Raw genomic sequence first — 26,642 nt, forward strand, 5'->3', positions numbered from 1 at the left:
TCATATGAAAATTGTTAAAATTTCCCCTCGTGGTTATTGCTACGGTGTTGTCGATGCAATGGTAATTGCACGTAACGCCGCATTAGATAAATCATTGCCGAGACCCATTTATATTTTAGGTATGATTGTTCACAATAAACATGTTACAGACGCTTTTGAAGAAGATGGAATCATCACATTAGACGGTCCAAGTCGCTTAGAAATTTTAGATAAAATTGATTCTGGTACTGTTATTTTCACTGCACACGGTGTTTCTCCAGAAGTTAAACAACGCGCAAAAGAAAAAGGTTTAACAACAATCGATGCCACTTGTCCAGATGTTACCAAGACACATGACCTTATCGAAGCTAAGAAAGCGGAAGGGTATCATGTCATTTATATCGGTAAAAAAAATCATCCAGAGCCAGAAGGCGCAGTTGGTATTGCACCTGACATCGTTCACCTTATCGAAAAAGCCGATGATTTAAAAACATTAGAAATCCCAACAGATAAAATTTTAGTAACGAATCAAACAACGATGAGTCAATGGGATGTTCAACATTTAATGGAGGACATTCAAAAAAAATTCCCAACAGCAGAATTCCATAAAGAAATTTGTTTAGCAACTCAAGTTCGCCAAGAAGCTGTCGCTAAACAAGCTGATGTTGCAGACTTAACAATTGTTGTCGGTGATCCGAAAAGTAACAACTCAAACCGTTTAGCACAAGTGTCACAAGAAATTGCTGGTACGAAAGCATACCGCGTTGCAGACGTAAGTGAGATTAAATTAGAGTGGCTACAAGGTGTAGAAAACGTAGCTGTTACAGCAGGTGCTTCTACTCCAACTCCAATTACAAAAGAAGTTATCGCTTTCTTAGATCAATATGACCCAATGAATCCCGCTACATGGGAGAGAGTTCGAAAAGTACCGTTACAAAAAATATTACCCCGTGTAAAAGTGAAAAAAGAACAATAATAAAAACCGTTGCCTATATGAGCAACGGTTTTTATTTTTCTTATACAAATGTAAATGGATCTGTATGTAATTGCGAAGCATGAATGTGTACATTGAGTTTCTTTGCATCCACTTTTTCTTGTAATTGCTTTTGTACACCTTGCTTCATTACTTTTTCAACGTTATGTCCTGGGTCAACTATATTTAAACCGAGCATCATCGCATCATGAGCAACATGATAATACATGTCACCTGTTACATATACATCTGCTCCTTTAAATTTAGCTTGATTGATGTATTTGTTACCATCACCACCAAGTACAGCTACTTTGCGCACTTTATCATCTAATTTCCCAACAACTCGTGCACCCTTTACATCTAATGATTGCTTTACATGTTCTGCAAACTGTCCAAGTGTCATTTCTTCTTTTAAGTATCCTATTTTCCCAAGCCCTAATGTTTCGCCTTTGTTATCAAGTGGATACACATCATACGCTACTTCTTCATATGGATGTGCCGTTACCATTGCTTTAATCACTTTTCGTTGTAGTGAAACTGGAATAATCGTTTCGATCCGCACTTCTTCTACGCGCTCTAACTGTCCAGTTTCCCCTACATAAGGATTTGTCCCCTCTTGAGGTACAAACGTACCTGTACCCTCGCTACTAAACGTACAGTGGCTATAATTGCCGATATGACCAGCACCTGCGTCTCCTAATGCTTTTCGTACTTCCTCTGCATGAGTTACTGGCACAAACACAACAACTTTTTTCATTTCTTCTGCATATGTCGGTGCCAAAACTTCTGTATTTTGCAACCCTAACGCCTCAGCAAGTAAATCATTTACCCCGCCCTTGGCAACATCCACATTTGTATGCGCTGCATAAATGGCAATATCATTTTTAATACACGTTTCAATAATTCTTCCGTACGCTTTATCTGTATGAATCGCTTTTAACGGATTAAAAATTAAAGGATGATGCGCGATAATGACATTCGCCCCTAATTGAATCGCTTCCTCCACAACTTCCTCCGTTACATCTAATGCAATTAATACGTGTTGTACAGATTTATTAAGCGCTCCAATCTGCAGACCAATTTTATCTCCTTCCATCGCCAGATGCTTCGGATACATACTTTCAAATAAAGAAATAATTTCATGGCCGTTTGGAATTTTACTCATGATAAAATCTCCCCTATCATTTTCATTTTCGCTTCTACTTCTGCACGTTTCGCTTTTGTTTCTTCAGAATTAGCCGCACGTTCTAACTGTTTTAAAATATTTTGGAAATTTTTCAATTCCCCTTCCCATTTTTCAACGAAAGCTTCACTTTTTTCTTTTATTAAAAATGGCCCCATAAACAATCCCGCTTGTTTATTTTCCGAGTAAGGTGCTTCGACATTTCCTCGCTCTCCTACTAAAATCTCATAAATTTTCCCATCTTCTTTTACGATTTTTTCATGGATAAGCTCCCAACCATTTTCAACAAACCATTCACGAATATGATGTGCTGCAATATTCGGCTGTAAAATTAAACGTGTTACACCTTCTAATTTTTCTTTACCACTTTCTAAAATGTCACGAATTAACGCTCCGCCCATTCCAGCAACCGTAATTACATCTACTTCTCCTGGCGCTATAACAGCTAATCCATTCCCTTTACGCACATCTACTTTATCTTGCAAGCCACTTTCAGCTACAGTTGCTTGTGCAGAGCGAAACGGTCCATCTACAACCTCTCCAGCAACTGCTTTTGTAGCAATATTATTTATAATTGTATAACACGGTAAATACGCATGATCCGATCCAATATCAGCAACTGTAGATCCTACCGGTATTTCACGCACAACTTCTTCTAATCGTTTTGAAAGCTTTACTTCATTCATGTATTTCCATTACTCCTTCTCTTGTCAGTCTGTCTCCATGATAATGAATTTATAGTAGTTGTTGCAAGCCTATAACAACAATTCACTTCTCTATCATTCATCGTATTTTAGAAAATATAGAAAAACAAGCCCTTTGCATAAGCAAAAGACTTGTCATACGGAACTTTATTTTTTCTTCGATAACCAATCAGCTACTTTAGTGGCTTGATCAGCTGGAACTATATTAGCAGGCATATTGCCCTTTCCTTTCGAAAGAATTTCTTTAATTTCATCCTTTGAAAGTTTCCCACCAATTTTTTGTAAGTTAGGTCCTACTGCCCCTTGTAACTGATCACCGTGGCAGCTCGTACAGCTTTGCTTCACAATATCCTCTGGTTTTGATGCTGTTTGTGCTGGCTTCCCGCCATTTTTTGCATCAGCTAACTCTTTAGATTTATTTAGCCCCTGAAATGAAAATACAAACATAACGATAATACCCAATGCTGCAATAAGAGCGAACGGAATCAGCGGATTACGTTTCATATCTCTTCTCCCCCCTCTATACCCCTAAATAGTTAGATGATTCAGTCATTTCCATTGTACTTGAAAACGCTCTATCAGAAAAGAGAAAACTACTACTTGTTAAAAATATTCCATAAATTCAGTTTATTGTTTTTTATTGTCATATAGCTTATTATTTCGATAATTATTAACGTTTCTCATCATATTTTTCGCTTTTCTACATATATTTTTGTATAGAATAAACAAAATTAATCGAAAAATCGAAAAATGAGCATTTGCAAATCAAAAGACAATTCTGTAAAATAAATTACAAGAAATTGTAATCGTTGCCGATAGCTAAATTTTAACAAAAATTAACAAAATAAAAAAGTTTACTTCACAAAGGTGAAGTAAACTTAAAAAATAACCTATTCTAAGAAATCCTTAAGACGCTTACTACGACTTGGATGTCTTAATTTGCGAAGTGCTTTTGCTTCAATTTGACGGATACGCTCTCTCGTTACGCCGAATACTTTCCCAACTTCTTCAAGCGTACGAGTTCGTCCATCATCTAAACCGAAACGAAGACGCAGAACATTTTCTTCACGATCTGTTAGTGTATCTAACACATCTTCTAATTGTTCTTTTAGCAATTCATAGGCTGCATGGTCCGCAGGCGATGTTGCTTCTTGGTCTTCAATAAAGTCACCTAAATGGGAGTCATCTTCTTCACCAATTGGTGTTTCAAGAGAAACTGGCTCCTGTGCAATTTTTAAGATTTCACGTACTTTTTCTGGAGCAAGATCCATTTCTTCACCAATCTCTTCAGGAGACGGTTCGCGACCTAAATCTTGTAATAATTGACGTTGTACACGAATTAACTTATTAATCGTTTCAACCATATGAACTGGAATACGAATTGTTCGCGCTTGGTCCGCAATCGCACGTGTAATAGCTTGGCGAATCCACCAAGTTGCATACGTACTAAATTTGAAACCTTTACGATAATCGAACTTTTCAACAGCTTTAATTAGACCCATATTACCTTCTTGAATTAAGTCTAAGAAAAGCATACCACGGCCTACGTAGCGCTTTGCAATACTTACTACAAGACGTAAGTTTGCTTCTGCAAGACGACGTTTCGCTTCTTCATCGCCTTCTTCAATACGCGTTGCAAGTCGAATTTCTTCTTCTGCAGATAGTAAGTCTACACGACCAATTTCTTTTAAATACATACGAACAGGATCGTTGATTTTAACCCCAGGTGGTACACTTAAATCATTGAGGTCAAACTCTTCTTCTGTTTTTGTAATTTGGCGATTATTAGGGCCTTCTTCGTTGTCATTATCACCAACTAAGTCAATGCCTTGTTCACCTAAATATTCATAGTATTCATCCATTTGATCGGATTCAATTTCAAATCCATTCATGCGTTCTGCAATCTCTTCATATGTAAGAACGCCACGTTTTTTTCCGAGCTCAGTGAGTTGTTCTTTCACTTGCTCAAGGGTCATTTCAGTTTCAATTTGTTTAGAACGAGCTGGTTTGTCAGCCATCTGTTCCCCTCCTTACGCGAGATACAAACATTCATTATACTAAAACTTTATCAAAAAAGCTATTTTCTCGCTTTTTGATTTTGTAAATATGCTACATAATATTTAGCAGCCTCTACAGGATCTGTTTTTTCCATTTGTTTCACTTTAAAGATGATCTCCATCTTTTCAAGTTTTTCCTGATGCCGTCTAAGCGTCTCCAAATGGCCTTGCAACACTTCTTCTGTGTATTCTGGATTAATAAATTCATCCGTCGAAATATCAGTGATAATATTTTTCAACTTTTCATCAGAGAGCCAACTTAAAAATGTTCCGACTGAAGGTTCATTTCCCTTTTCATAATATGCGTATAGTTCATATAAAATCCCTTTATGTTCTTCTGTATGAAAATCTTCTATATGGGATTCCATACGAACAGCTACTTCTGCACTTTGCAACATATGGTAAATAATTTCTCTTTCCGCTCTTTCAAAACCTGTTAACTTCGGTTTTGTTTGAACGACTTGAGATGGTTTAGCAACCTGCTTTATTTGTTTTTGCTGTACCTTTTGTTCTTTGCGATATTGGTGCAATTGATTCAAAAGTGTTTCCATTGAATACGAAAATTCTTGCGATAATGACTTCAAATATGACTCTGCCTGCATCGCATCTTGTAACAACGATAACTCTTTTAAAACACTTTTCACATATTCTTCTTTGCCAGACTCATCTTGCAAATTTTTCCCTAAACGCAAATAATTTATTTTAAAACCAACAAAACTCACACTTGATTTCACAAGATTTTCAAAAGCGGTAGTCCCATATTGTTGCACATATTCATCAGGATCAAGCTTATCTGGCAAGGATGTGACTTTCACTTGGCAACCAACTTTTAGCAATAATTGCCCTGCTTTCATCGTCGCTTCTCGCCCTGCTTTATCACCATCATAGCAAAGAACAACAGTTTCAACGTTACGTCGCAGAAGTTTTGCTTGTTCTTCAGTTAAAGCTGTTCCCATTGTCGCAACAGCTTCTTCCACACCACTTTTTACCGCAGCTAGTACATCGGCATATCCTTCAAAAAGAACCACTTGCCCACGCTTTCTAATAAACGGTCTTGCTTGGTGGAAGTTATACAACAATTTACTTTTGTGAAAAATCGGTGTTTCAGGGCTATTTAAATATTTCGGAGTGTCATCCCCTAACGCCCTTCCACTAAACGCTATCACCTTACCTTGTAACGTATAGATCGGGAACATAACTCTTCCACGGAAGCGATCGTAATGACTACCATCCTTCTCACTTCTTATTAGAAGGCCAGCTTGTTCCATACTAGACAGCGATAAACCTCTTTTTTGTAAAATTTTCGTCGCTGCATCCCAAGCAGGTGATGCATAACCAATTTCAAACTTCTCAATCATCTCTTTCGTAATACCACGGTTTAATAAATATGAAAGTGCTTCATTTCCCTCTTCCGTATTTACTAATAAATGATGATAATACTTTTTCAATAATTCATGAGCTTGTTGCATGATGACAGTGTCATCAGATATGTCTTCTTGTTGTCCTTGCCCTGATGTATACTCTGCAACCGCAATTCCATTTCTTTCGCCTAGCTTTTGAACAGCCTCGGTAAAAGCCAGTCCTTCCATTTTCATTAGAAAGGAAAATACATTTCCACCTTCTCCACATCCGAAGCAATGAAAAATTTGCTTATCAGATGAAACAGAGAATGAAGGAGAATTCTCACCATGAAATGGACAAAGGCCGAAATAGTTACGCCCCTGTTTTCTAAGTTGAACGTATTCACCAATCACTTCTACAATATCGGATGATGTCCGAATCTGTTCAACAACTTCTTCGGGAATTCTGTTCCCCATAACTCCATCTCCGTGTCGTATTTTGTATTCGATATAAATTAAAAAATTCCTTTATAATTCGACAATATTTTTCTAAACTTGTTAGAAAGTGTTGCCGATTACATTGTATAAACGATTTTGAACCTTTCCTATAGGTCCTTTATCTGCATAAATCGCATATACATACTTGCTATATAAAATTGTATACATTTGCTCATCTGTTACAAATGTATCTCTTAGAAACAATACATATACACCTTTTTACAAGAAGAGTAGCAAGCCACATATACTGTTTGATCTTGAGATCTGTAACATTTGCATGTTGATCCATGTAACAATCAACTCCATTTTGTTCAGTATCTACAAAGATCCAATTGCCTTGCTATTTCCTTAAAGGATGAGCATATGATGCGACAAACAAAATTCCGACATGAAATTCCGCTCCAACTTGCACAATTTCAGCCTTCACGGGATATACATCTACACCAACTAATATGTTGTTGATGTTTTGCATATTTCTGTATTCTACATCCCTTCTGTGAATCCTTCCATAATGTGCGTTTTCTTGTATAGATTTTGTCGATTTAACGTAATTACATGTCTTTTTCGTAAATCCTATCCCTAGTTTATTCTGAAAAATTAAAGTCTAAACGTAAAATATAGGTTTTTATCACAATTTTTTATTATAATATATTTTCTTCAACTACGCTACATATCCCTTTATTTTTTCAGCTTACATTTCAGGATGACAAACTCACACCTTGAATATACTAAAAGACAAAGGAGTATAAGTATAACCATTACACTACGATCTATTACAAAATCCATAGGTATCATATTTCACACGAGCGAAAAAAGCACATTCACCTTTGGTAAATGTGCTAAAACATTTTTTGGTTTTGCACTGCATTCACAATAATATTTGCTGTTTCTTCAATCGCTTTATTCGATACATCGATTACTTGGCAATTTATTTTACTAATTACTTCCTCAAAGTGATCAATTTCTTCTTGAATACGATTAATATTTGCATATGTTGCTCCATCACTTAATCCAAGTGATTTTAATCGTTCTTTTCGAATATGATTTAACTTATCTGGCGTAATTTTCAAACCGAAACATTTTTCTTTTGCCACTTGATATAGTTCTTCAGGTGGGTCAACTTCTGGCACGAGTGGTACATTCGCAACTTTCAAGCGTTTGTTATGAGCTAAATATTGGGAAAGTGGTGTTTTTGATGTACGCGAAACACCAATCAACACGATATCTGCTTTTAAAATACCTCGTGCATCTCTGCCGTCATCATACTTCACAGCAAACTCAATCGCTTCAATCTTTTTAAAGTATTCTTCATCTAACCTACGGACAACACCTGGCTCATATCTCGGCACTTGCCCCGTAATTTCTTCAATTTGATCAATAAGAGGGCCGATAATATCGTATGCCTCTACCCCTTCTTTTGCAGCCTCTGTTACTAAATACTGGCGCATATCAGGCTTAACTAACGTAAAACATATAAGTGCTTGATTACTCTTAGCAATCGAAATCACTTCTTTTAATGTCCCTGTATCTTCTACATACGGTACACGTCTAATATCAGGAGCAAACGGGAATTGCCCCATTGCTGCTCGAACAACCAAATCAGCCGTTTCCCCTACAGAGTCAGATACGACATATACGATTTTATTATCCATTACATTACCTCACTTTAAACAAATTACACTTATTCGTTATTTACTAAATTTACAAACGCACGTGTAATATTTGTTTTTGTAATTCGCCCAATCACTTCTAAACCTTGTTTCGTATCTTTTACAACTGGCATTGCATCAATCTGTCTTTCTATTAATTCCATCGCAATATCATATAAAGAATCCTCTCTACGACACATCGCAATGTTTGGCATCCTTGTCATGATAATATTAACCGGAAGAGAGGTTAAATCCTGCTTTCCTAAGCTCGCTCTTAATAAATCTTTACGAGACACAACACCAACTAATAGAGTCATCTGATCTACAACGAACAATGTACCAACGTCCTCTAAAAACATCGTACAAATTGCATCGTATACGGAAACATTTTTATCAATTACAACCGGTCTAGATTGATAATCTTGTACTTTAATTTTCTTAACAGCTTCAGATAATAGCTGCCCCCCAGTTTTACCCGTATAAAAATAACCTACGCGTGGACGTGCTTCTAAATAACCAGCCATCGTTAAAATTGCTAAGTCTGGTCTTAGCGTCGCACGTGTTAGACCCAATTGCGCTGCAATTGATTCCCCTGTAATAGGACCGTGATCTTTTACAATCTGAATGATATGTTCTTGCCGTTTATTCAGCTCTATGATAATCACCACCTTTAATGCACAACGAAAAAAGTTATACTATCTCTTAAATATTATATACTAAATATGCTATTCGAAAAAGAAAGTATGTAAAAAGGACCGTATACGGCCCAAAATTATATTTGAAACTTATCAAGTTGTTCTAAAAAACGTCTTGATTTCAAATAAATTCCGCAATATTCATCATAATATGTATTCAATACTAAACGCATTTGTTTTTTTGTGCTATCCTTTACCGATACATTTCCGAGCCTATGTAAATCGAAATGGAAGAAAAGACGTAATAATTTATGAACAGCTTCTCCTACCGGTATACGATATGGGTCTTGCTCTGCATGACGTGAGCACAGAAAACCGCCTTCCCTTACGGAGAAGGCGACAAAGTCTGTTTCTTGATGACAAATCGCACATGTATCAAAGTACGGGCGCATCCCTAATACCGGAAGCATTTTCGTTTGATAAATTAATGATAATACTTCTGGATCAACACCCTCACACATATAATGCAACGTTTGATATAACATTTCAAATAAATACGGATTATGTTTTTTATCTTCTGTTGCTTTATCAGTTAACTCAACAATAAATGATGCATAAGCAGTTAAAAATATATCCTCGCGAATTTCTTTCATAGTTGAAATAATCTCGCCTTGTTGCAATGTTCCAAGCCCAGATCCCATTTGAATAAGAAAATGGCCATGTGTCATTAATTGCGACACAGATGCTAATCGGCTTTTCGGTTTTTTTGCCCCTCTTGCCATTGCACTTACCTTACCAAGTTCTCTTGAGAATATTGTAACAATCTTGTTCGTTTCTCCGTAATCTGTCGTACGGATAACGATGCCCTCAACTTTTTGAAACATGTTCGTCACCATCCAAGGTTTGAACAAAACGGGTCAAGAAATTGGAGAGTCTAGATGCGCTAGCTCCTCTTCATGTTGATCCATCTCATCGTTTACGTCTTTTTCCATTTCTTTCAAAAGCAAGTACGTTTCAATGCTTCCTGTTTTGGAGAAAAACTTCCAGGTAAAATCTAGCATAAGAATCCACCTTTCTCAATAAGCGTAGCCTATAAACCAATTTCCTTTGTTGTTATTAAATTGACCCATTTTGTCCATTTTCATGTGAGAAAAATTTTTCCTAATTTATCAAAGTTCATAAAAACCAATAATCAGTGGATGAACCAACCATCCACTGATTACAACTTTACTCTATTTTAGTACTCATCCTCGCGGAAACCTAGGTCACGAAGCTGAGACATTTTATTACGCCAATCTTTTTGCACTTTTACCCATACTTCTAAAAATACTTTAGAACCAAGTAGCGCTTCAATATCAAAACGAGCTCGCTTACCAACTTCTTTTAACATTTTTCCTTGTTTTCCGATGATGATTCCTTTTTGTGATGCACGTTCAACAACAATCGTTGCATTTATATAAACTGCCCCGCCCTCACGCTTTTGAATCGCATCGATAACAACAGCCACAGAATGCGGCACTTCTTCACGTGTTAAATGTAGTACTTTCTCACGAATAAGCTCTGCAATAATAAATCTCTCCGGATGATCCGTTACTTGATTCTCTGGATAGTATTGTGGTCCTTCTGGTAAATACTTTTTAATTGTTCCAATTAAAGCGTCCACATTATTACCGTCTAACGCAGAAATTGGTACAATCTCTGCAAACTCATGTAGTTTACGATATTGATCAATTAACTCTAGTAATTGCTCTGGATGAAGTTGGTCAATTTTATTAATGACTAAAAATACTGGTTGTTTCGTTTCTTTTAATTTCTCAATGATGAATTCCTCACCACGACCAAATCCTTCAACTGCATTAACCATAAACAGAACAATATCAACTTCTTTTAATGTCGTTTGCGCCATCTTTACCATGAAGTCGCCTAATTTATGTTTAGGTTTATGTATTCCTGGTGTATCAATGAAAATAACTTGTGCATCATTTTCTGTATATACACCTTGAATTTTATTACGAGTCGTTTGTGGCTTATCACTCATAATAGCAATTTTCTGGCCGATAATACGGTTTAAAAATGTAGATTTTCCAACATTCGGTCTGCCAATAATAGAGACAAAACCTGATTTATAACCTTTTCTATTCATGTAAATCCTCCGCTAAAAATGCTCCTGGTAACAATTCTCCGACTGTCGTCTCTTGAACGTCACCATGTAAGTTTGATAAGTATACTTTCGTATCCTGTTTACATAATTCTACCATAACTTGTCGACATGCTCCACAAGGAGGTACTGGGCGCTTTGTATCTGCTACAACCGCAATGGCTACAAATTCTTTATCTCCTTCAGAAACCGCCTTAAATAAAGCTGTTCTTTCAGCACAATTACATAAGCCATATGATGCATTCTCAACATTACATCCACGATATACTTTTCCACCGCGCGTTAATAATGCTGCACCTACTTGAAATTTAGAATATGGTACGTACGCTTGTTTACGCGCTTCGATTGCTTCTAGAATTAATTGTTTACTATTCATATTCCCGCATCCTTCCTGTTCACAGCTATGAAGAGATACACTCTCTCATTAAAGGCCCTTACAGCACTTCCAAAGCTTAATAAAAGCTTCGGAATGCAACTATACCATATACGGTAAAAAGATAATAGCACCAATTATAACAGCTATAATTGCAAACAATAAAACCGCTCCTGCCGCAACATCCTTTGCAATTTTTGCAAACGGATGAATATCGGCAGTCGCTAAATCTACCGTTTTTTCCACAGCCGTATTTACCATCTCTAAACTCATTACACTCCCTATTACAATAAGTAATATCATCCACTCTATTTTCGTAATATGGAAATAAAAGCCGCAGCATATAACAATGACTGCGGCTAAATAATGGATTTTCATATTTCGTTCATGACGAAAACAAAAGAATATACCAGCTATAGCATATCCAAAACTATCTATAAGTTTTCCTTTTTTCATCGTCCTAATCCAAAAGCTTCTAAAATTTCTTTTTGTCTTCCGAACATTTCTTTTTCATCTTCTTCTGTCATGTGATCATAACCAAGTAAATGTAAAAAGCCATGTAACGCCAAAAATCCAAGTTCACGATCGAAAGAATGTCCGTACTCTTCAGCTTGCTCTTTCGCTCTTGGAATAGAGATAATAAGATCCCCTAACATGCGCGGCATCTCTGCACCAACAATCTCCATTTCTCCTTCTCCCATCTCTTCCATGGCAAAGGATATTACATCTGTAGGTTGATCTTTATCTCGGTAATCACGATTAATTTCTCTAATGCGCTCATTATCTACAAATGTCACCGATACCTCCGCACCATCCTCGATATTTTCCATTTGAGCTGCTTTTTCTAACACTTCACGAATTAAACTCATATACTCTTCTTTTACTTCTTCTGTTTCATCAATAAAATCAATTAACAAACTCATTCTTTCTCCTTTTCTTCCGGAGGTTCCGGATATGTAATACGCGAATGGAAAATACCATTTAACGTTTCACACAACGTTTTTCCAACGATTTGTAGTTCCTTAAACGTCAAATCACATTCACTAAATTGACCGTCTTGCAGTCGATCTTTAATAATACTTTGCACCAAATTATTAATTTGTTCTGGCGTTGGGTGATTCATAGAACGTACCGCAGCTTCTACACTATCAGCAATACCAACAATTGCCGATTCTTTCGAAGTTGCTTTTGAACCTGGATAACGGAACATCTCTTCTGTATATTTTTCTTTATCTTCTTTAATAGCTTTATAATAAAAATATTTCAGTAACGTTGTACCGTGATGTTGCCCAGCGATATCAATAATTTCTTGTGGAATATGATATTCTTCGAGCATTCTTACTCCATCCGTTACGTGAGCAATTATAATATCTTTACTCGTTACAGGATCTAATTTATCATGCGGGTTTTTAATTCCCATTTGGTTTTCAATAAAGAATTGCGGTTGTACTGTTTTTCCTACATCATGATAATATGCCCCTACACGCGCTAATACACCATTTGCCCCAACTGCTTCACAAGCAGCCTCAGAAAGATTCGCTACCATTACACTATGATGATATGTCCCTGGCGCTTCTAACAAAATTCTGCGTAAAAGCGGATGATTTGGACTTGATAGTTCCATAAGCTTCATACTTGATACGATTCCAAGTCCACTTTCTAAATATGGTAAAATCCCCATAGCCAAAACGGATGATATAATCCCTGAAAGTGAAGCCATTAATAATTGCGTACCAATTTCAAGAGGCGAAAAATTCCCATTACGTAATAATAAGAGCGCCGCTAATACGACTACATTTAATACAGAAACGAGTATACCAGCTTGTAAAATCATTGTACGACGATTTTTTTCTCGCAAGAAAATACTAACCGATAATGAACTTAACAATACGTAAATCCCTACACTATAATTTAATGTACTCGTTACTCCTTCATTAAACATAATACTTCCGCATACAGAAAAAATCATACTCGTTAAAAAGACAAATCGATCACCAATCATTAGTTTTACAAGTATTGTTCCCATCGCAACTGGGACAACATATGCAATCCCTGCGTATTCAAGTTTTTGAAACAAACTAATGATTTTCATTAAGACGATTGTGATAGACAAAATTGTAATATACGCTAAAACATACGGTCTATCTTCTCTTTTTCTCTTTAAAAATAATTCAAATTGTTTATGCATAAAGTATAGTAATACACCAATGAGTACCGCTAATCCAACATAAGGTTGAAAGCCGTTCCCTTTTTCTAACAAACCAACTAATTTCAACTGATTATACACATCACTTGAAATCGTTTCACCTTCTCTAACAAGAACTTGTCCTTGAAGAATATAAACAGGTGGAACTAAATCTTCCTCTGCTTTTCTCTTCTCTTTCGTTAAGATCGGGTCATAAAAATAGTTCGCTGAAATTGCATATCTTCCTAGCGCCTTAATTGACTCTTTTAAACCATTATCAACATTAACACTATTCATCTCACTTACATATCGTTCTTTCGCATCTTTCAATTCGTCCATTTTAATATGCTCAGTCATGATACTATTAATCGCTGTGACCGCAGCATCTTTCGCTAATACTAATTGGCTCGAATCTGCATTAATCAAATTTAGTAAGTTTGAATCAGATAATTCTTTCGTTAAGTCAGCGGGTAGTTTCTTTTTTAACTTATCCACTTTCTCAGCATCAGTCATCTTTTTTTGATCATCCGGTCCAACAGCTTTAATCTCTTGCACCACTTCATCCACTTTAGCAAAGACGTCATTCACAATATCAACTTTGTTTTGTTTATACTCACTTTTATATGTATATTGATCTTCAACTTTTGTAGCGGCTTCTTTTTTCTTTTTATCCGTTGTAACTTTATCTTCAATTTTTATAGGAGAATGGATTGTCTTTTTCGCAATAGAATACATATTAACATCTAATTGTTCTGGTTTTACATTATTCATAAGCGCAAAAAACAGCACTGCTCCTAACACAACGTAAGAAATCCAACTTAGTTTTTTCGAATGTTGTAAATTACGAAACCACTTAGAAATTTCTTGAGATCTTGACATGATTTCAATACCTTCTCCTCTCCAGAAATAAAGTGAAACTATTTATAGCTTTCATTTCTTCTACCCAACGATACTTTGAGGCAACATTTTACACACCAGTACCTATAGTTTATTTTCCTTATCTTTCATGATAGTAAAAAATATGACATTCGCCAACCTTATCATACAAAAAGAAATGATCCTGACAAATAGGATCATTCCATTTTATCATATGCCTCAATAATACGTTGCACCAATGGATGTCTCACAACGTCCGTTTGTTCTAATGTAATAAATGACAGACCTGATACACCAGATAAAATATTAGCAGCTATAGATAGCCCTGATTTTACCCCTTTTGGCAAGTCTACTTGTGAAGGGTCCCCTGTAATAACCATTTTAGAGCTAAAACCTAATCTTGTTAAAAACATTTTTATTTGAGCACCCGTTGTATTTTGAGCCTCATCTAAAATAACAAATGAATCATCAAGCGTACGCCCCCTCATATAAGCAAGCGGAGCTATTTCAATTACTCCCCGCTCCATCATACGCTGCGTATATTCTTGTCCAAGAATATCATGTAAGGCATCATATAATGGACGTAAGTATGGATCTACCTTCTCTTTCAAATCCCCTGGTAAAAAACCTAAATTTTCTCCAGCTTCTACAGCAGGTCTTGTTAAAATAATTTTCTTTACATATCCTTGTTTTAAAGCTCTCACAGCCATTACTACAGCTAAGTATGTTTTTCCAGTTCCTGCAGGCCCTATCCCAAAGACAATATCATTCTTCTTCATCGCATGAATATATCTTCTTTGCCCCATTGTTTTTACACGAATGGATTTACCTTTTGCAGTCTTAAAAATTTCTTCTTCATATAACTCTTCAAATTGAGCAATTTTCCCTTGTTGCGCGAGCTGAATTGCATACGCAACATCTCTCTCTGAAATTGATATACTTTTACGAATTACAACAAGTAATTGCTGTAAGATTTTTTCTACGAGTGTCACCGTTTCAACTGCTCCAGATACATGAACAGTTTCTCCTCTAGTTACGATCGATACATTCAGTTCTCGTTCAATTACTTTTAAATGTGCATCATTGACTCCAAAAAGAGCGATTGCTTCGTTAGTATTTTCCAATTGTTGGTTCATTTCTACTAATTGTTCTGCCATTACTCAGTCTCCTTGAATATCGGATTCGGATATTGGTTGTGGCTCTGCAATATTTTCAACCACAGTATAATGCAATGTGACTTTTAGTTGGTCCGCCTCAACCTCTTTACTCAAAATCTTATCACTTACAATCATAGCATGTTCATCCAATTTTTTCTTTAGTTCTTTTTCGGCCATCTCCTTCGCTACTTTCAGCGCTTGCTTTTCTGTATATTCTCGATTCGCTTCTTCCTCTTCTCTCACAACATCTTTTTCATATGCAATCGGCAGTGTAAAACCAAATAATTTCACATCATGCTTTACACTTTCAGTACGAGAGCGTTTATACTTATCATGCTGAAATCCCCATATTTTTATTTTCGTATCCCCGAATTTAAGAAAATGTTCATTGTATACATTACCAGTATACACTTGGAATTGCGTCTTTAGCGGAACATCTACCTTAGATGTATACCACGTTTCGCCATACACAATACCTTTCGCTGAAACAATCGTCGGACTTTCCTCATTACCATATATTCCCGATACGAGAATCTGCCCTTTTTCTACATGATCATTCTTCAGTACAACCGGCTTTCCAACTTCTACAAACGTTTTTGTAATAATCGCTTCTTTTTTTGCTACTAAATTTTGCGGCCTTTGTTCCTTTTCTTTTTTTGGTTCGTTTTTTTCAACAATTTTAAAATGATACGTCGTTCCTCTTACTTCTAGTCCCGCCCAAGTAATGGCATTAATATTATCTGTCAAATGGCGTTGTACATCTTCTACATTCGGCATTTGAAATTGTAGTTTCCCTTTTTTAATACCCATTTTATCCAATTCTTTCATCAATATATATTCTGTTTCGGGTTTTGCTCCTGTAATTTCAATTTTCCAAACCATATTTGACATTGCAATCACGCCAAAAAAGAAAATTAAAAACCCAATTAAAAATCCACTATTTTTAATTAAACGCTTATTCCAAAAAGGAAAACCATAACGTCCAATAAAATATAATTTACATTCATTTTTTCTATAAATTGGTTTTATTTTTTTCACATCGCGTAACAACATACAAAAAACTAACGTTTCATCAGCTATTTTCTTAACATCCCAAACTAACAAATTCCTCCGTACACATTCATTAACAAACCGTTCCGCTCCTCTACCTTCAATCCGCACTTTTACATATCCAAGCCACTTTATAAACCATTTATTTTTCATTTACCACCTTCACTGCCTTTCTAAAAGTAGATATACTACTTTTTATTTGAAGCATTAAAATAGCTCGTACTAAAATGAAACAAATTAAAACTGTAATCGGTCTCTATCAACGAAACTTTTACAGGATAAAGAAGAAAAACTTCACAAATGGAAGTTTCACTTCAATCACCTTTTTTTTCATTTTCTAAAAATGTTACTTGCTCAATTATCCCTTCGAGCAAAAGCTCTTCTGGAAGAATCGTTTTAATAACAAAGGATTGTCCTTTAATTAGTAATTGACCATGTTTTAAAAGCAATCGCACTTCTTTATCTGAAAACACTAATAGCCCCCGATGATTTTCTATATAAATATGTATTTGCCCAACAAGAGTAATCCGAGGCAGATCCATTAATACATCCACTGGTAGGTCTACTTGTTTTGTTAACCAATTTTTCATTTGTTCTAATTTCTTCATCTCGAAAGACCCCCTCCTCATCCCATATATATGTATTTCTTCACAAGTGCCTATCGTGTTATAACGACTTCACTAACATAACTATATTCTGTAAGAGTTCATCTCATGTTAATTAAAACAGTCGCTATATGAAATCATATTTATCAGGACAATGATGGATCAGAGAATGTTACCCATAATAATAGAAGTATTAATACAAGAATATGCGCCCTCAGGGGATATCAGTACAAGTTAAATTAAGAAATTGAGCCTAGCAAGAAGTTGGAAACTTGAAAAAACCTGTTACAATTCGTTCTGGACGTGACATACTGACCATAGAATAAGTAGTTGTCATTCATTAGACAAATGAGATAAAATCCGAAAAAGGAAATTGCTCCACTCTGAATTTTGCGGTGTAAGTAAGAATATTTTATAGGTGGTTGTTATATGAATTTCAAAAAAATATTAGGATTCATTAAAAAACAAAAAAATGAATTAATAAGCGAAGAAATACGAAAGGAAATTGGATTTAGTCAAGAAATTTTGAATGTTATAAAACAAGTTACTAACAGCAGCATCCAGCCCTTTTATGCAACTGATTCAAAATCTAAAATAGCCGGAGTCTCTTTCGTTACCTTTGAGGATTCTGCTGAACAGCAAGTTATAAAACTTCAATCTGAGGTTCAGAAACTTGGATACTTAGCTTTTATTTGCGAAAGAAGTTTTAGTCAAGGAAGTAAGAGTGAGTGTAGAATTGCAATTACACAAGGAAATGACCAATTTGATATCCTTACAACCCAACAAACAAATGGCGTTAATTACGAAGTTAGCAATATAGATGTTATTTTTAAACTAAGAAAATGGAATGATCGCTATCCTTTTATCATAATCGGTGCAGATCATGACTGGGTTGATGCCATTTTTAGCGCGTTACCTACAGACGAAGAAATGCAATCTTTCGCGCAAGAAATGTATGAATTTTGTCCAGATATAGTGGAACAAGGAACAGAAAGCATTGAGGAGTTAGTCGAAGAAATTAAGAAAACGAAAAAGCTTTTTTTATGGTGGGATTAATCATAACTAAGGCCGTTACCTTTTTTTACATACCAGAGGCGTTTCTATCACTTACAGAAACGCTTTTTAAGCAATATAGCGTTTTTCCTTAATAAGAACAATAAAAAAACGTCTCATACGAAATGAGACGTTTTTTTATGCTAATAGCTGGATAACCAACTTATTCACAAGTGATCCGTCTGTTTTACCTTTTACTTTCGGCATAACAGCAGTCATCACCTTACCCATATCTGCTTTAGAAGTCGCACCAACTTCAGAAATAACTTGCTTGATTACATCAACTAGTTCTTCTTCAGTTAATTGCTCTGGCAAATATGCGCTTAAAATCTGAATTTCACTTTGCAGTTTATTAACAAGGTCTTCACGACCAGCTTTTTTAAATTCAAGGAGGGAGTCCTTATACTGTTTTACTTCACGAGCTAAAACTGTTACTTCCTCTTCTTCAGTAAGAGTATGTTGCAGTTTAATACCTTCATTTTGTAAAGCAGCCTTAACCATACGAATAACGGTTAATTTTTCTTTTTGTTTATTCTTCATCGCTTGTTTCATATCATCGTTTAAACGACCGAGAAGACTCATAACTTACACCCTCTCTTAGAATTTACGCTTTCTTGCCGCTTCAGATTTCTTCTTACGTTTTACACTTGGTTTTTCATAAAACTCGCGCTTTCTTGCTTCAGCAAGTGTACCAGTTTTAGAAACCGATCTTTTAAAACGGCGAAGTGCATCCTCCAAAGACTCGTTTTTACGAACGACTGTTTTTGACATTCTCTTTCCCTCCCTCCGAAACATCACACTTACATACTAACTTCAGCATGCAAAAAGAAACACTTCTTCAGCATGTCTTTTACGATTATAATACATTTTATCACTTCAGGTCAACTATTTGGCAGAATAAAAGAAGAATAGAAGCATTTCCTTTTCAAAAGTTATACAAGTAGCTAGTATCCTTCTTTCATGAAGACAACTATATTTTTATCATTTCAACTTTTTTCATACAGGGATGCACGAAACGCCTCTCCACCTTCTAGTCCTTAACCGCTTCAAATAAAGAAAGCATGCAAACCGTTTCCGGTTGCACGCTCTTTTTTATGCGCTTGCTGATTCATTTTTCACATCATCTTCAAGAACACGAACAAATTGCGCTTCGTTATATGGATAGCCAGCTTTCGTAATTTTCACTTTCACTAGCTTACCAATTAATTCTTCTGATCCTTCAAATACAATTTTCAAGTAGTTATCTGTATACCCTACATATAACCCTTCACGGTCGCCGTCTTTAAATTGCTCTTCTGGAATAATTTCAAGCACTTCACCTTCAAACGCTGATGCATATTCTTTCGCTAATTGATTAGATAGCTCAATTAAACGATGAACACGATCGTTCTTCACATCTTCAGGAACTTGATCTTCCATGCGTGCTGCAGGTGTTCCTGTACGTTTTGAATAAGGGAACACGTGTAACTCAGAGAAGCGGTTCTCTTTAATGAAATTGTATGTTTCCATGAATTCTTCTTCTGTTTCACCTGGGAAACCAACGATTACGTCAGATGTAATCGCAAGGCCTGGTAACGCTTCTTTCAAACGATCTAAACGCTCTTGGAAGAATTCCATCGTATATTTACGACGCATACGTTTTAATACAGTATTAGAACCAGATTGCAACGGAATATGCAAGTGACGTACAACTACTTCAGATTTATCTAACACTTCAATTACTTCATCTGAAATTTGACTCGCTTCAATAGAAGAAATACGAAGACGTTTTAATCCGCCTACTTCCGCTTCCATATCACGAAGTAATCCAGCTAAGTTATAATCTTTTATATCTTCGCCGTATCCACCTGTATGAATACCCGTTAATACGATTTCTTTATAGCCTGCATCCACTAATTGTTGTGCTTGTTTAATAACCTCTTTTCCATCACGAGAACGCATTAAACCACGCGCCCAAGGAATGATACAGAATGTACAGAAGTTATTGCAACCCTCTTGTATTTTTAAAGACGCACGTGTACGATCCGTGAAATAAGGTACATCAAGTTCTTCGTACACACGTGTTTTCATAATATTGCGGACAGCATTAATTGGTTGACGCTCTTTACGGAATTCTTCGATGTAACCTAACATCTTTTCACGATCCTGTGTACCAACTACAATATCTACACCTGGAATCGCCATAATTTCAGCTGGAGATGTTTGTGCATAACATCCCGTTACGCAAATAACTGCATCTGGATTTTGACGCACAGCACGTCTGATTACTTGACGGCTTTTTTTGTCCCCAGTATTCGTTACTGTACATGTGTTAATAACATATACATCAGCTTTCTTTTCATATTCTGTTCTTTCATAACCACCTTGTTTAAACAATTGCCAAATGGCTTCTGTTTCATAGTGGTTTACTTTACAACCTAACGTATGGAACGCAACAGTTGACATTGATCATCACCCCATCAATTCAAAATGATACGAAGCAGCACTTAACGCGTATAACGGCGCCGTTTCTGTTCTTAAAATTCTTGGTCCTAAACTACATGGTACAAATTTATGTTCACGAAGCGCTGTAATCTCTTCCTCAGCTAAACCGCCTTCTGGGCCAAATACAATCAATAGCTTTTGACCTGGTTTCATTGTCGTTAAAGCTTTCGCAAAATTAGATTTCTCGCCTTGTTTCGCTTCCTCTTCGTAAGCAACAAGACAAACATCATACTCACCACTCATTGTAAGCAGTTGCTTAAATGATGCCGGAGCATGTACTTCCGGAATTTCACTTCTATGTGATTGTTCCGCAGCTTCTTTCACAATTTTTCTTAAACGCTCAACTTTTTTATCAGCTTTTTTCGCATCCCATTTTACGATAGAGCGAGATGCTTGAAATGGTAAGAATGCAGCTGCCCCAAGCTCAGTTCCTTTTTGAAAAATCAACTCTAGCTTGTCTCCTTTTGGCAGTCCACTTGCAATCGTCACGAAAACAGGAAGTTCACTTGACGCCTCTACCCATTCTACAATAGCCGTATTAATAAATTCACTGGTAATTTCATCAATTGAACATACTGCTGTTTTTCCGTTTACACAGCAGTAAATTTGATCGCCAGCTGTCATACGCATTACTCTCGCAATGTGATGTACATCATCACCTACAATGCGAATCTTTGCTTCACTTACATGTTTTTCTTCTACAAAATAACGTTGCATATAATCACCTTAGTAGAGTTTCGTTCCTTTCGTAAGTCAACACTTACGAAAAGAACGAAACATTATCATTTTTCATATAACAAACGGCAAGTCCCTCACCTTATAGTGAGAGACTCCCCTTTTCATTATAGACTAAAATCTATATTACGCATTTCGTGCAATAATTGCTACCCAATCTTCCATTCGTAACACTTCTTCAATTGTAAATCCAGCTTGTTCTAACGCCTCAGAAATTACTTTTTCCTTCGCAGCAATAATGCCCGATGTAATAAATAATCCACCTGACTTCACAACTCTCGCTGCATCTTCAGGGAATAAAAGAATAATTTCTGCTAATAAGTTAGCTACGATTAAATCAACAGGACCTTCAATACCTTCTAAAAGACTATTTTGCCCAACAGACACGATATCATCTGTTTTATTTAAACGCACATTCATTTCTGCACTTTCAACTGCAACCGGATCTAAATCATATGCTTGAACAGAAGACGCACCTAATTTTGCCGCTGCAATACTAAGCACACCAGAACCTGTTCCTACATCAATGATAGTGTCACCTGGCTGTACTGTTTTTTCTAAAGCACGAATACACATCGTTGTTGTTGGATGAGTTCCTGTACCAAACGCCATACCTGGGTCTAATTCAATGATTTTTTCATCAGGAGAAGATGGTGTATATTCTTCCCACGTCGGTACGATTGTGAATGTATCAGAAATTTGTACTGGATGGTAATATTTTTTCCAAGCAGTAGCCCAATCTTCTTCATTGACTTCGTTAACGGTAATATTTCCAGTACCAATTTCAATGTCGTAAGATGGAAGCACATCAATAGATGATTTTACACCTGCAATCGTTTCATGTAAAGAATCCGTTTGCGGGAAATATGCTTTTATTAATACACCTTCCGCCGGATATTCATCTGGATTCAATGCATAAATTTCACCATATTGTTGCTCGCGCTCTTTCGTTAACTCCGCTGGATCCTCAATCGCAACTCCGCTAGCACCAGCTTCATGTAAAATATGAGAGACAGCTTCTACTGCTTCTTCTGTTGTATGAATACTAATTTCTGACCATTTCACAATTTACCAACTCCATTTTTTATTTCCATTATTCCCCTTTGAAAGCACGTTTAAGCTTTCCGAATAAACTATCATCCTGCTCTTCTTGTCCTGCAAATTCACGTAATAAATCTTTTTGCTGTGAAGTCAATTTCGTCGGTACAACAACACGAACGACTACATATTGATCTCCTTGGCCGTATCCACGTACGTTCGGAGCACCTTTTCCTTTTAAGCGGAATTCTGTTCCAGTTTGTGTTCCTGCTGGAATTTTCAGCTTCACTTTACCATGAACAGTAGGAACTTCCACTTCATCACCAAGCGCCATTTGCGCAAATGTTAATGGCATTTCGCAAATAATGTGATCTCCTTCACGCTCGAAGAATTCATGATTTCTTACATGAACGACAACATATAAGTCTCCTGCTGGTCCGCCATTTACGCCGGCTTCACCTTTTCCAGACACACGAATTTGTTGACCATTATCGATACCCGCTGGAATTTTAACATTGATTTTTTTACGCTTACGAACTTTACCTGAACCGTGACATGTCGTACATTTTTCTTTAATAATTTGTCCAGTTCCTGAACAATGACCACAAGCTTGACGGTTTACGATACGACCAAACGGTGTGTTTTGTTCTACACTCACTTGACCAGAGCCTGAACAATGTTTACATGTTTCTTTTGAAGTTCCTGGTTTTGCTCCACTACCTTTACAAGTATCACATGGATCTTCTACTGGAATTTCCACATTTAATTCCTTACCAAAAATAGCTTCTTCAAAATCTAAAGTGACTTGATATTGTAAGTCAGCACCTTGGCGCGGAGCATTTGGATCACGACGTCTGCCGCCGCCACCGCCAAAGAAAGAACTAAATATATCTTCAAAACCGAAGCCACCGCCGAAGTCTCCTCCGCCGCCAAATCCACCGAATCCTTGATTTGCACCAGCATGACCAAATTGATCGTACTGCGCACGCTTTTGATCATCACTTAACACTTCGTATGCTTCTTGTACTTCTTTAAACTTTTCAATTGCATTTTCTTCTTTGCTTACGTCTGGATGGTATTTTTTAGCCAAACGACGATACGCTTTTTTTATTTCATCTGTTGAAGCGCCCTTGCTAAGTCCAAGGACCTCATAATAGTCTCGTTTACTCATAAATTTACAACCCCCGAATCTTTCACATAAACGTAATTTTAACACCGAAAGAAAGTGCTTTGCAACAAAGTTTCCTCACTTACAGTATGCAAAGCGAAAAACTTAAGATCCTCACACATCGCTTCTCATTCGTGAAAAAAGCCAAAGTCAAGGCACGCTTGACTTTGACTTTTTGTCATCTTACTTATTATGTTTACAGTTGAATTACTTGTCTTCTTTTACTTCTTCAAACTCAGCGTCAACTACATTGTCTTTCTTCGTGCCAGCGTCTTGTGCACCTTGCGCACCTTCTGCTTGACCAGCAGCTGCTTGAGCTTGCTCGTATAATTTAACAGTTAATTGTTGTACGATTTCTTGTAAAGCATCTTTTTTCGCACGAATTTCTTCAAGCTCGTTTTTCTCAATTGCAGCTTGTAATGCTTCTTTCGCTTCTGTTGCTTTTGCAACTTCAGCTGCATCTACTTTACCTTCTAAATCTTTTACAACTTTGTCTGTTTGGAATACAAGTTGGTCAGCTTCGTTACGAAGTTCAACTTCTTCCTTACGTTTTTGGTCAGCGTCAGCATTTGCTTCCGCTTCTTGTACCATACGTTCTACTTCTTCATCAGAAAGACCTGAAGAAGATTGGATTGTAATAGCTTGCTCTTTGCTTGTTCCTAAGTCTTTCGCACGTACGTTAACGATACCGTTCGCATCAATATCGAATGTTACTTCGATTTGTGGAATACCACGTGGTGCTGGTGGAAGGTCAGTTAATTGGAAACGACCTAACGTTTTGTTGTCAGCTGACATTGGACGCTCACCTTGTAATACGTGAATGTCTACTGCTGGTTGATTATCAGCAGCTGTCGAGAATACTTGTGACTTACTTGTTGGAATTGTAGTGTTACGCTCGATTAATTTCGTGAACACGCCACCCATAGTTTCAATACCTAAAGAAAGTGGAGTTACGTCTAATAATAGAACGCCTTCTACATCACCAGTAAGTACGCCACCTTGAACTGCAGCACCTAATGCTACAACTTCATCAGGGTTTACACCTTTATATGGCTCTTTACCAGTTTCACGTTTAATAGCTTCTTGTACAGCTGGGATACGAGTAGATCCACCAACAAGAATAACTTTATCTAATTCGCTTGGAGCAAAACCAGCGTCTTTTAATGCACGACGAGTTGGCTCTAATGTTCTTTCAACAAGACCTGCTGAAAGCTCTTCGAATTTCGCTCTTGTTAACGTTAATTCTAGGTGTAATGGACCAGCAGCTCCAGCACTAATGAATGGTAATGAAATTTGAGTTTGTGTTACACCAGAAAGATCTTTTTTCGCTTTTTCAGCTGCATCTTTCAAGCGTTGAAGCGCCATTTTATCTTGGCTTAAATCAATGTTATTTTCTTTTTTGAACTCAGCTACTAAGTGATCGATGATAACTTGGTCAAAGTCATCGCCACCAAGACGGTTGTCACCAGCAGTTGAAATAACTTCGAATGTGCCGTCTGCTAACTCAAGGATAGATACGTCAAATGTACCGCCACCTAAGTCATATACTAAGATTTTTTGTTCTTCGTCTTGTTTTTCTAAACCGTAAGCAAGTGCTGCTGCTGTTGGCTCGTTAATGATACGCTCAACTTCTAAACCAGCGATACGACCAGCATCTTTCGTTGCTTGACGCTCTGCATCGTTGAAGTATGCAGGTACTGTAATAACAGCTTTCGTTACTGTTTCACCTAAGTATGCTTCAGCAGAAGCTTTTAAGTTTTGTAAAATGATTGCAGAAATTTCTTGAGGTGTATAATCTTTACCTTCAACTTCTACTTTGTAGTCTGTACCCATATGACGTTTAACAGACATGATTGTATTTGGGTTTGTAATTGCTTGGCGCTTTGCAACTTCCCCAACTTGACGTTCTTCATTTTTGAAAGCTACAACAGAAGGTGTTGTACGGTTTCCTTCTGGATTTGGGATAACCTTTGGTTCTCCACCTTCCATAACAGCTACACAAGAGTTTGTTGTACCTAAGTCAATACCGATAATTTTACTCATGGCGAATCCTCCTAGTTTTATGTAAATTATTGATTTACTTTTACCATTGATGGGCGAATCACACGGTCTTTTAATTTATAACCTTTTTGGAATTCTTCCACAACCGCGTTTGATTCAAATTCACTATCTTCCACTTGCATAATAGCTTGGTGTTCATTAGGATCAAACTGTTTACCAACAGCTTCAATCACTTCCACACCTTCTTTAGTCAGCGCTTCTAACAATTGACGATGCACCATTTCCATGCCTTGTAACAAGGATTTCGTTTGCTCATCAGTCGCTTCCACTTGCATTGCTCTTTCAAAATTATCAAGAGCTGGCAAGATGTCTGAAACTAGACTTTGTGCTCTATATTTTTCAGCAGCCTGTTTATCCATTTGGACACGGCGCTTATAATTTTCAAAATCAGCTTGTAGACGTAATGTGCGACCTTCCGTTTCCGTTAGTTTCGCTTGTAACTCATCTACTTTTTCTTGTAAAAGAGCAGCCTCACTTTTTTCTTCTACAGTTTCTTCACTGTTTTCTGGCGTGACAGCTTCTTCAACTTGCGCTTCTTTTACTTCTTCTACCACTTGTTCGTTACGCTCTTCCACAATATTCACCTCCTTAAAAGGTATTAGGTATCATGCATAGCATGATTACCTAAGCATTATATATTACACACAGCAATGAAAATTTCATCACTTGAGCGAATGTATT

At 36.7% G+C, this 26,642-nt stretch carries 29 protein-coding genes; 2 read left to right on the forward strand and 27 right to left on the reverse strand.

Annotated elements, in window-relative coordinates:
- Window positions 1–4: 4 nt before the first annotated feature.
- On the forward strand, window positions 5–955 hold the full coding sequence (locus ATL10_RS14595; RefSeq protein WP_000706657.1) for a 4-hydroxy-3-methylbut-2-enyl diphosphate reductase: 951 nt from the start codon (window positions 5–7) through the stop codon (window positions 953–955).
- Between the two features lie 40 nt (window positions 956–995).
- Here ATL10_RS14595 and ATL10_RS14600 read toward each other — a convergent pair whose 3' ends face one another.
- From ATL10_RS14600 to yqfC, 19 genes are all read right to left on the reverse strand, one after another.
- Window positions 996–2,117, reverse strand: coding sequence for a Nif3-like dinuclear metal center hexameric protein (locus ATL10_RS14600; RefSeq protein WP_000036248.1), 1,122 nt, complete (start codon window positions 2,115–2,117; stop codon window positions 996–998).
- Entirely contained in the window at window positions 2,114–2,821 is a 708-nt protein-coding gene (locus ATL10_RS14605) for a tRNA (adenine(22)-N(1))-methyltransferase (protein ID WP_001006547.1), read from the reverse strand. Before ATL10_RS14605 ends, ATL10_RS14600 begins: the two co-directional genes overlap by 4 nt.
- 165 nt (window positions 2,822–2,986) lie before the next feature.
- Window positions 2,987–3,343, reverse strand: a complete 357-nt coding sequence (cccA, locus tag ATL10_RS14610; protein WP_000828142.1) for a cytochrome c550 — start codon at window positions 3,341–3,343, stop codon at window positions 2,987–2,989.
- A 386-nt stretch (window positions 3,344–3,729) separates the two neighbouring features.
- Window positions 3,730–4,857, reverse strand: coding sequence for an RNA polymerase sigma factor RpoD (gene rpoD, locus ATL10_RS14615; protein ID WP_000764066.1), 1,128 nt, complete (start codon window positions 4,855–4,857; stop codon window positions 3,730–3,732).
- 59 nt (window positions 4,858–4,916) lie between these two features.
- Window positions 4,917–6,713: a DNA primase gene (dnaG, locus tag ATL10_RS14620; protein WP_000528221.1), complete on the reverse strand. Its 1,797-nt coding sequence runs from the start codon at window positions 6,711–6,713 to the stop codon at window positions 4,917–4,919.
- A gap of 81 nt (window positions 6,714–6,794) precedes the next feature.
- The gene (locus tag ATL10_RS31285; RefSeq protein WP_000479733.1) at window positions 6,795–6,938 is read right to left on the reverse strand and encodes a hypothetical protein; all 144 of its coding nucleotides are present in this window, start codon (window positions 6,936–6,938) and stop codon (window positions 6,795–6,797) included.
- Between the two features lie 136 nt (window positions 6,939–7,074).
- Window positions 7,075–7,206 carry a hypothetical protein gene (locus tag ATL10_RS31885; RefSeq protein ID WP_002024806.1) on the reverse strand — a complete coding sequence of 44 codons (132 nt, stop codon included), beginning with the start codon at window positions 7,204–7,206 and terminating at the stop codon, window positions 7,075–7,077.
- Window positions 7,207–7,573: 367 nt separating this feature from the next.
- Window positions 7,574–8,386, reverse strand: a complete 813-nt coding sequence (locus ATL10_RS14635; RefSeq protein WP_000368944.1) for a pyruvate, water dikinase regulatory protein — start codon at window positions 8,384–8,386, stop codon at window positions 7,574–7,576.
- 29 nt (window positions 8,387–8,415) lie between these two features.
- Complete coding sequence (ccpN, locus tag ATL10_RS14640) at window positions 8,416–9,048, reverse strand: transcriptional regulator CcpN (protein ID WP_000583756.1); 633 nt, start codon at window positions 9,046–9,048, stop codon at window positions 8,416–8,418.
- 107 nt (window positions 9,049–9,155) lie between these two features.
- Window positions 9,156–9,902, reverse strand: a complete 747-nt coding sequence (gene recO, locus ATL10_RS14645; protein ID WP_000487009.1) for a DNA repair protein RecO — start codon at window positions 9,900–9,902, stop codon at window positions 9,156–9,158.
- Between the two features lie 33 nt (window positions 9,903–9,935).
- Window positions 9,936–10,079, reverse strand: a complete 144-nt coding sequence (locus ATL10_RS14650; protein WP_000883924.1) for a YqzL family protein — start codon at window positions 10,077–10,079, stop codon at window positions 9,936–9,938.
- 176 nt (window positions 10,080–10,255) lie between these two features.
- Window positions 10,256–11,161 carry a GTPase Era gene (era, locus tag ATL10_RS14655; protein WP_001080230.1) on the reverse strand — a complete coding sequence of 302 codons (906 nt, stop codon included), beginning with the start codon at window positions 11,159–11,161 and terminating at the stop codon, window positions 10,256–10,258.
- Window positions 11,154–11,552 (reverse strand): cytidine deaminase, encoded by a 399-nt coding sequence (locus ATL10_RS14660; RefSeq protein WP_001086285.1) that lies wholly within the window; start codon window positions 11,550–11,552, stop codon window positions 11,154–11,156. Before ATL10_RS14660 ends, era begins: the two co-directional genes overlap by 8 nt.
- Window positions 11,553–11,651: 99 nt before the next feature.
- Window positions 11,652–12,005, reverse strand: coding sequence for a diacylglycerol kinase family protein (locus tag ATL10_RS14665; RefSeq protein WP_000715464.1), 354 nt, complete (start codon window positions 12,003–12,005; stop codon window positions 11,652–11,654).
- Window positions 12,002–12,472: an rRNA maturation RNase YbeY gene (ybeY, locus tag ATL10_RS14670; RefSeq protein WP_000054684.1), complete on the reverse strand. Its 471-nt coding sequence runs from the start codon at window positions 12,470–12,472 to the stop codon at window positions 12,002–12,004. Before ybeY ends, ATL10_RS14665 begins: the two co-directional genes overlap by 4 nt.
- Window positions 12,469–14,613: an HD family phosphohydrolase gene (locus ATL10_RS14675; protein WP_000091513.1), complete on the reverse strand. Its 2,145-nt coding sequence runs from the start codon at window positions 14,611–14,613 to the stop codon at window positions 12,469–12,471. Before ATL10_RS14675 ends, ybeY begins: the two co-directional genes overlap by 4 nt.
- 194 nt (window positions 14,614–14,807) lie before the next feature.
- A complete protein-coding gene (locus ATL10_RS14680) occupies window positions 14,808–15,767 on the reverse strand; it encodes a PhoH family protein (protein ID WP_000840520.1) in 960 nt (319 codons plus the stop codon).
- A gap of 3 nt (window positions 15,768–15,770) precedes the next feature.
- Window positions 15,771–16,970: a sporulation protein YqfD gene (gene yqfD / locus ATL10_RS14685; protein ID WP_000792498.1), complete on the reverse strand. Its 1,200-nt coding sequence runs from the start codon at window positions 16,968–16,970 to the stop codon at window positions 15,771–15,773.
- A 161-nt stretch (window positions 16,971–17,131) separates the two neighbouring features.
- A complete protein-coding gene (gene yqfC, locus ATL10_RS14690) occupies window positions 17,132–17,425 on the reverse strand; it encodes a sporulation protein YqfC (protein ID WP_000732269.1) in 294 nt (97 codons plus the stop codon).
- A gap of 426 nt (window positions 17,426–17,851) precedes the next feature.
- Between yqfC and ATL10_RS14695 the strand changes: the two genes are divergently transcribed.
- Window positions 17,852–18,478: a DUF4253 domain-containing protein gene (locus ATL10_RS14695; RefSeq protein WP_110497084.1), complete on the forward strand. Its 627-nt coding sequence runs from the start codon at window positions 17,852–17,854 to the stop codon at window positions 18,476–18,478.
- A gap of 135 nt (window positions 18,479–18,613) precedes the next feature.
- Here the strand turns inward: ATL10_RS14695 and ATL10_RS14700 are convergent, their stop codons facing one another.
- The 8 genes from ATL10_RS14700 to grpE all read right to left on the reverse strand — a co-directional run bounded on the left by ATL10_RS14700 (window position 18,614) and on the right by grpE (window position 26,536).
- A complete protein-coding gene (locus tag ATL10_RS14700; protein ID WP_000054582.1) occupies window positions 18,614–19,057 on the reverse strand; it encodes a GatB/YqeY domain-containing protein in 444 nt (147 codons plus the stop codon).
- Between the two features lie 15 nt (window positions 19,058–19,072).
- Window positions 19,073–19,246: a 30S ribosomal protein S21 gene (gene rpsU, locus ATL10_RS14705; protein ID WP_000048061.1), complete on the reverse strand. Its 174-nt coding sequence runs from the start codon at window positions 19,244–19,246 to the stop codon at window positions 19,073–19,075.
- Window positions 19,247–19,567: 321 nt separating this feature from the next.
- A complete protein-coding gene (mtaB, locus tag ATL10_RS14715; RefSeq protein ID WP_078401053.1) occupies window positions 19,568–20,920 on the reverse strand; it encodes a tRNA (N(6)-L-threonylcarbamoyladenosine(37)-C(2))-methylthiotransferase MtaB in 1,353 nt (450 codons plus the stop codon).
- A gap of 6 nt (window positions 20,921–20,926) precedes the next feature.
- Window positions 20,927–21,676, reverse strand: a complete 750-nt coding sequence (locus ATL10_RS14720) for a 16S rRNA (uracil(1498)-N(3))-methyltransferase (RefSeq protein ID WP_001190142.1) — start codon at window positions 21,674–21,676, stop codon at window positions 20,927–20,929.
- A 144-nt stretch (window positions 21,677–21,820) separates the two neighbouring features.
- Complete coding sequence (gene prmA / locus ATL10_RS14725; protein WP_000872103.1) at window positions 21,821–22,759, reverse strand: 50S ribosomal protein L11 methyltransferase; 939 nt, start codon at window positions 22,757–22,759, stop codon at window positions 21,821–21,823.
- 28 nt (window positions 22,760–22,787) lie between these two features.
- Window positions 22,788–23,903 (reverse strand): chaperone protein DnaJ, encoded by a 1,116-nt coding sequence (dnaJ, locus tag ATL10_RS14730; protein ID WP_000043947.1) that lies wholly within the window; start codon window positions 23,901–23,903, stop codon window positions 22,788–22,790.
- 204 nt (window positions 23,904–24,107) lie between these two features.
- On the reverse strand, window positions 24,108–25,943 hold the full coding sequence (gene dnaK / locus ATL10_RS14735; RefSeq protein ID WP_000034701.1) for a chaperone protein DnaK: 1,836 nt from the start codon (window positions 25,941–25,943) through the stop codon (window positions 24,108–24,110).
- A gap of 26 nt (window positions 25,944–25,969) precedes the next feature.
- A complete protein-coding gene (gene grpE, locus ATL10_RS14740) occupies window positions 25,970–26,536 on the reverse strand; it encodes a nucleotide exchange factor GrpE (protein WP_000392711.1) in 567 nt (188 codons plus the stop codon).
- Between the last annotated feature and the right edge of the window lie 106 nt (window positions 26,537–26,642).

Origin of the sequence: Bacillus sp. 196mf, from assembly GCF_003217275.1 — a bacterium.
Classification (GTDB): domain Bacteria; phylum Bacillota; class Bacilli; order Bacillales; family Bacillaceae_G; genus Bacillus_A; species Bacillus_A thuringiensis_S.

Coding starts and splice junctions, on each gene's coding strand:
- rpoD (WP_000764066.1), bottom strand. CDS start 4,857: ATGGCTGACAAACCAGCTCGTTCTAAACAAATTGAAACTGAAATGACC.
- ATL10_RS14595 (WP_000706657.1), top strand. CDS start 5: ATGAAAATTGTTAAAATTTCCCCTCGTGGTTATTGCTACGGTGTTGTC.
- ATL10_RS14720 (WP_001190142.1), bottom strand. CDS start 21,676: ATGCAACGTTATTTTGTAGAAGAAAAACATGTAAGTGAAGCAAAGATT.
- ATL10_RS14695 (WP_110497084.1), top strand. CDS start 17,852: ATGAATTTCAAAAAAATATTAGGATTCATTAAAAAACAAAAAAATGAA.
- ATL10_RS14680 (WP_000840520.1), bottom strand. CDS start 15,767: ATGGCAGAACAATTAGTAGAAATGAACCAACAATTGGAAAATACTAAC.
- dnaJ (WP_000043947.1), bottom strand. CDS start 23,903: ATGAGTAAACGAGACTATTATGAGGTCCTTGGACTTAGCAAGGGCGCT.
- ATL10_RS31885 (WP_002024806.1), bottom strand. CDS start 7,206: ATGCAAAACATCAACAACATATTAGTTGGTGTAGATGTATATCCCGTG.
- ATL10_RS14665 (WP_000715464.1), bottom strand. CDS start 12,005: ATGAAAAAAGGAAAACTTATAGATAGTTTTGGATATGCTATAGCTGGT.
- era (WP_001080230.1), bottom strand. CDS start 11,161: ATGAATAGAAAAGGTTATAAATCAGGTTTTGTCTCTATTATTGGCAGA.
- yqfD (WP_000792498.1), bottom strand. CDS start 16,970: ATGAAAAATAAATGGTTTATAAAGTGGCTTGGATATGTAAAAGTGCGG.
- ATL10_RS14660 (WP_001086285.1), bottom strand. CDS start 11,552: ATGAATAGTAAACAATTAATTCTAGAAGCAATCGAAGCGCGTAAACAA.
- ATL10_RS14635 (WP_000368944.1), bottom strand. CDS start 8,386: ATGGATAATAAAATCGTATATGTCGTATCTGACTCTGTAGGGGAAACG.
- ATL10_RS14600 (WP_000036248.1), bottom strand. CDS start 2,117: ATGAGTAAAATTCCAAACGGCCATGAAATTATTTCTTTATTTGAAAGT.
- cccA (WP_000828142.1), bottom strand. CDS start 3,343: ATGAAACGTAATCCGCTGATTCCGTTCGCTCTTATTGCAGCATTGGGT.
- rpsU (WP_000048061.1), bottom strand. CDS start 19,246: ATGTCAAAAACAGTCGTTCGTAAAAACGAGTCTTTGGAGGATGCACTT.
- ATL10_RS14700 (WP_000054582.1), bottom strand. CDS start 19,057: ATGAGTCTTCTCGGTCGTTTAAACGATGATATGAAACAAGCGATGAAG.
- ATL10_RS14605 (WP_001006547.1), bottom strand. CDS start 2,821: ATGAATGAAGTAAAGCTTTCAAAACGATTAGAAGAAGTTGTGCGTGAA.
- ATL10_RS14675 (WP_000091513.1), bottom strand. CDS start 14,613: ATGTCAAGATCTCAAGAAATTTCTAAGTGGTTTCGTAATTTACAACAT.
- dnaK (WP_000034701.1), bottom strand. CDS start 25,943: ATGAGTAAAATTATCGGTATTGACTTAGGTACAACAAACTCTTGTGTA.
- ybeY (WP_000054684.1), bottom strand. CDS start 12,472: ATGAGTTTGTTAATTGATTTTATTGATGAAACAGAAGAAGTAAAAGAA.
- recO (WP_000487009.1), bottom strand. CDS start 9,902: ATGTTTCAAAAAGTTGAGGGCATCGTTATCCGTACGACAGATTACGGA.
- dnaG (WP_000528221.1), bottom strand. CDS start 6,713: ATGGGGAACAGAATTCCCGAAGAAGTTGTTGAACAGATTCGGACATCA.
- yqfC (WP_000732269.1), bottom strand. CDS start 17,425: ATGAAGAAATTAGAACAAATGAAAAATTGGTTAACAAAACAAGTAGAC.
- mtaB (WP_078401053.1), bottom strand. CDS start 20,920: ATGTCAACTGTTGCGTTCCATACGTTAGGTTGTAAAGTAAACCACTAT.
- ATL10_RS14650 (WP_000883924.1), bottom strand. CDS start 10,079: ATGCTAGATTTTACCTGGAAGTTTTTCTCCAAAACAGGAAGCATTGAA.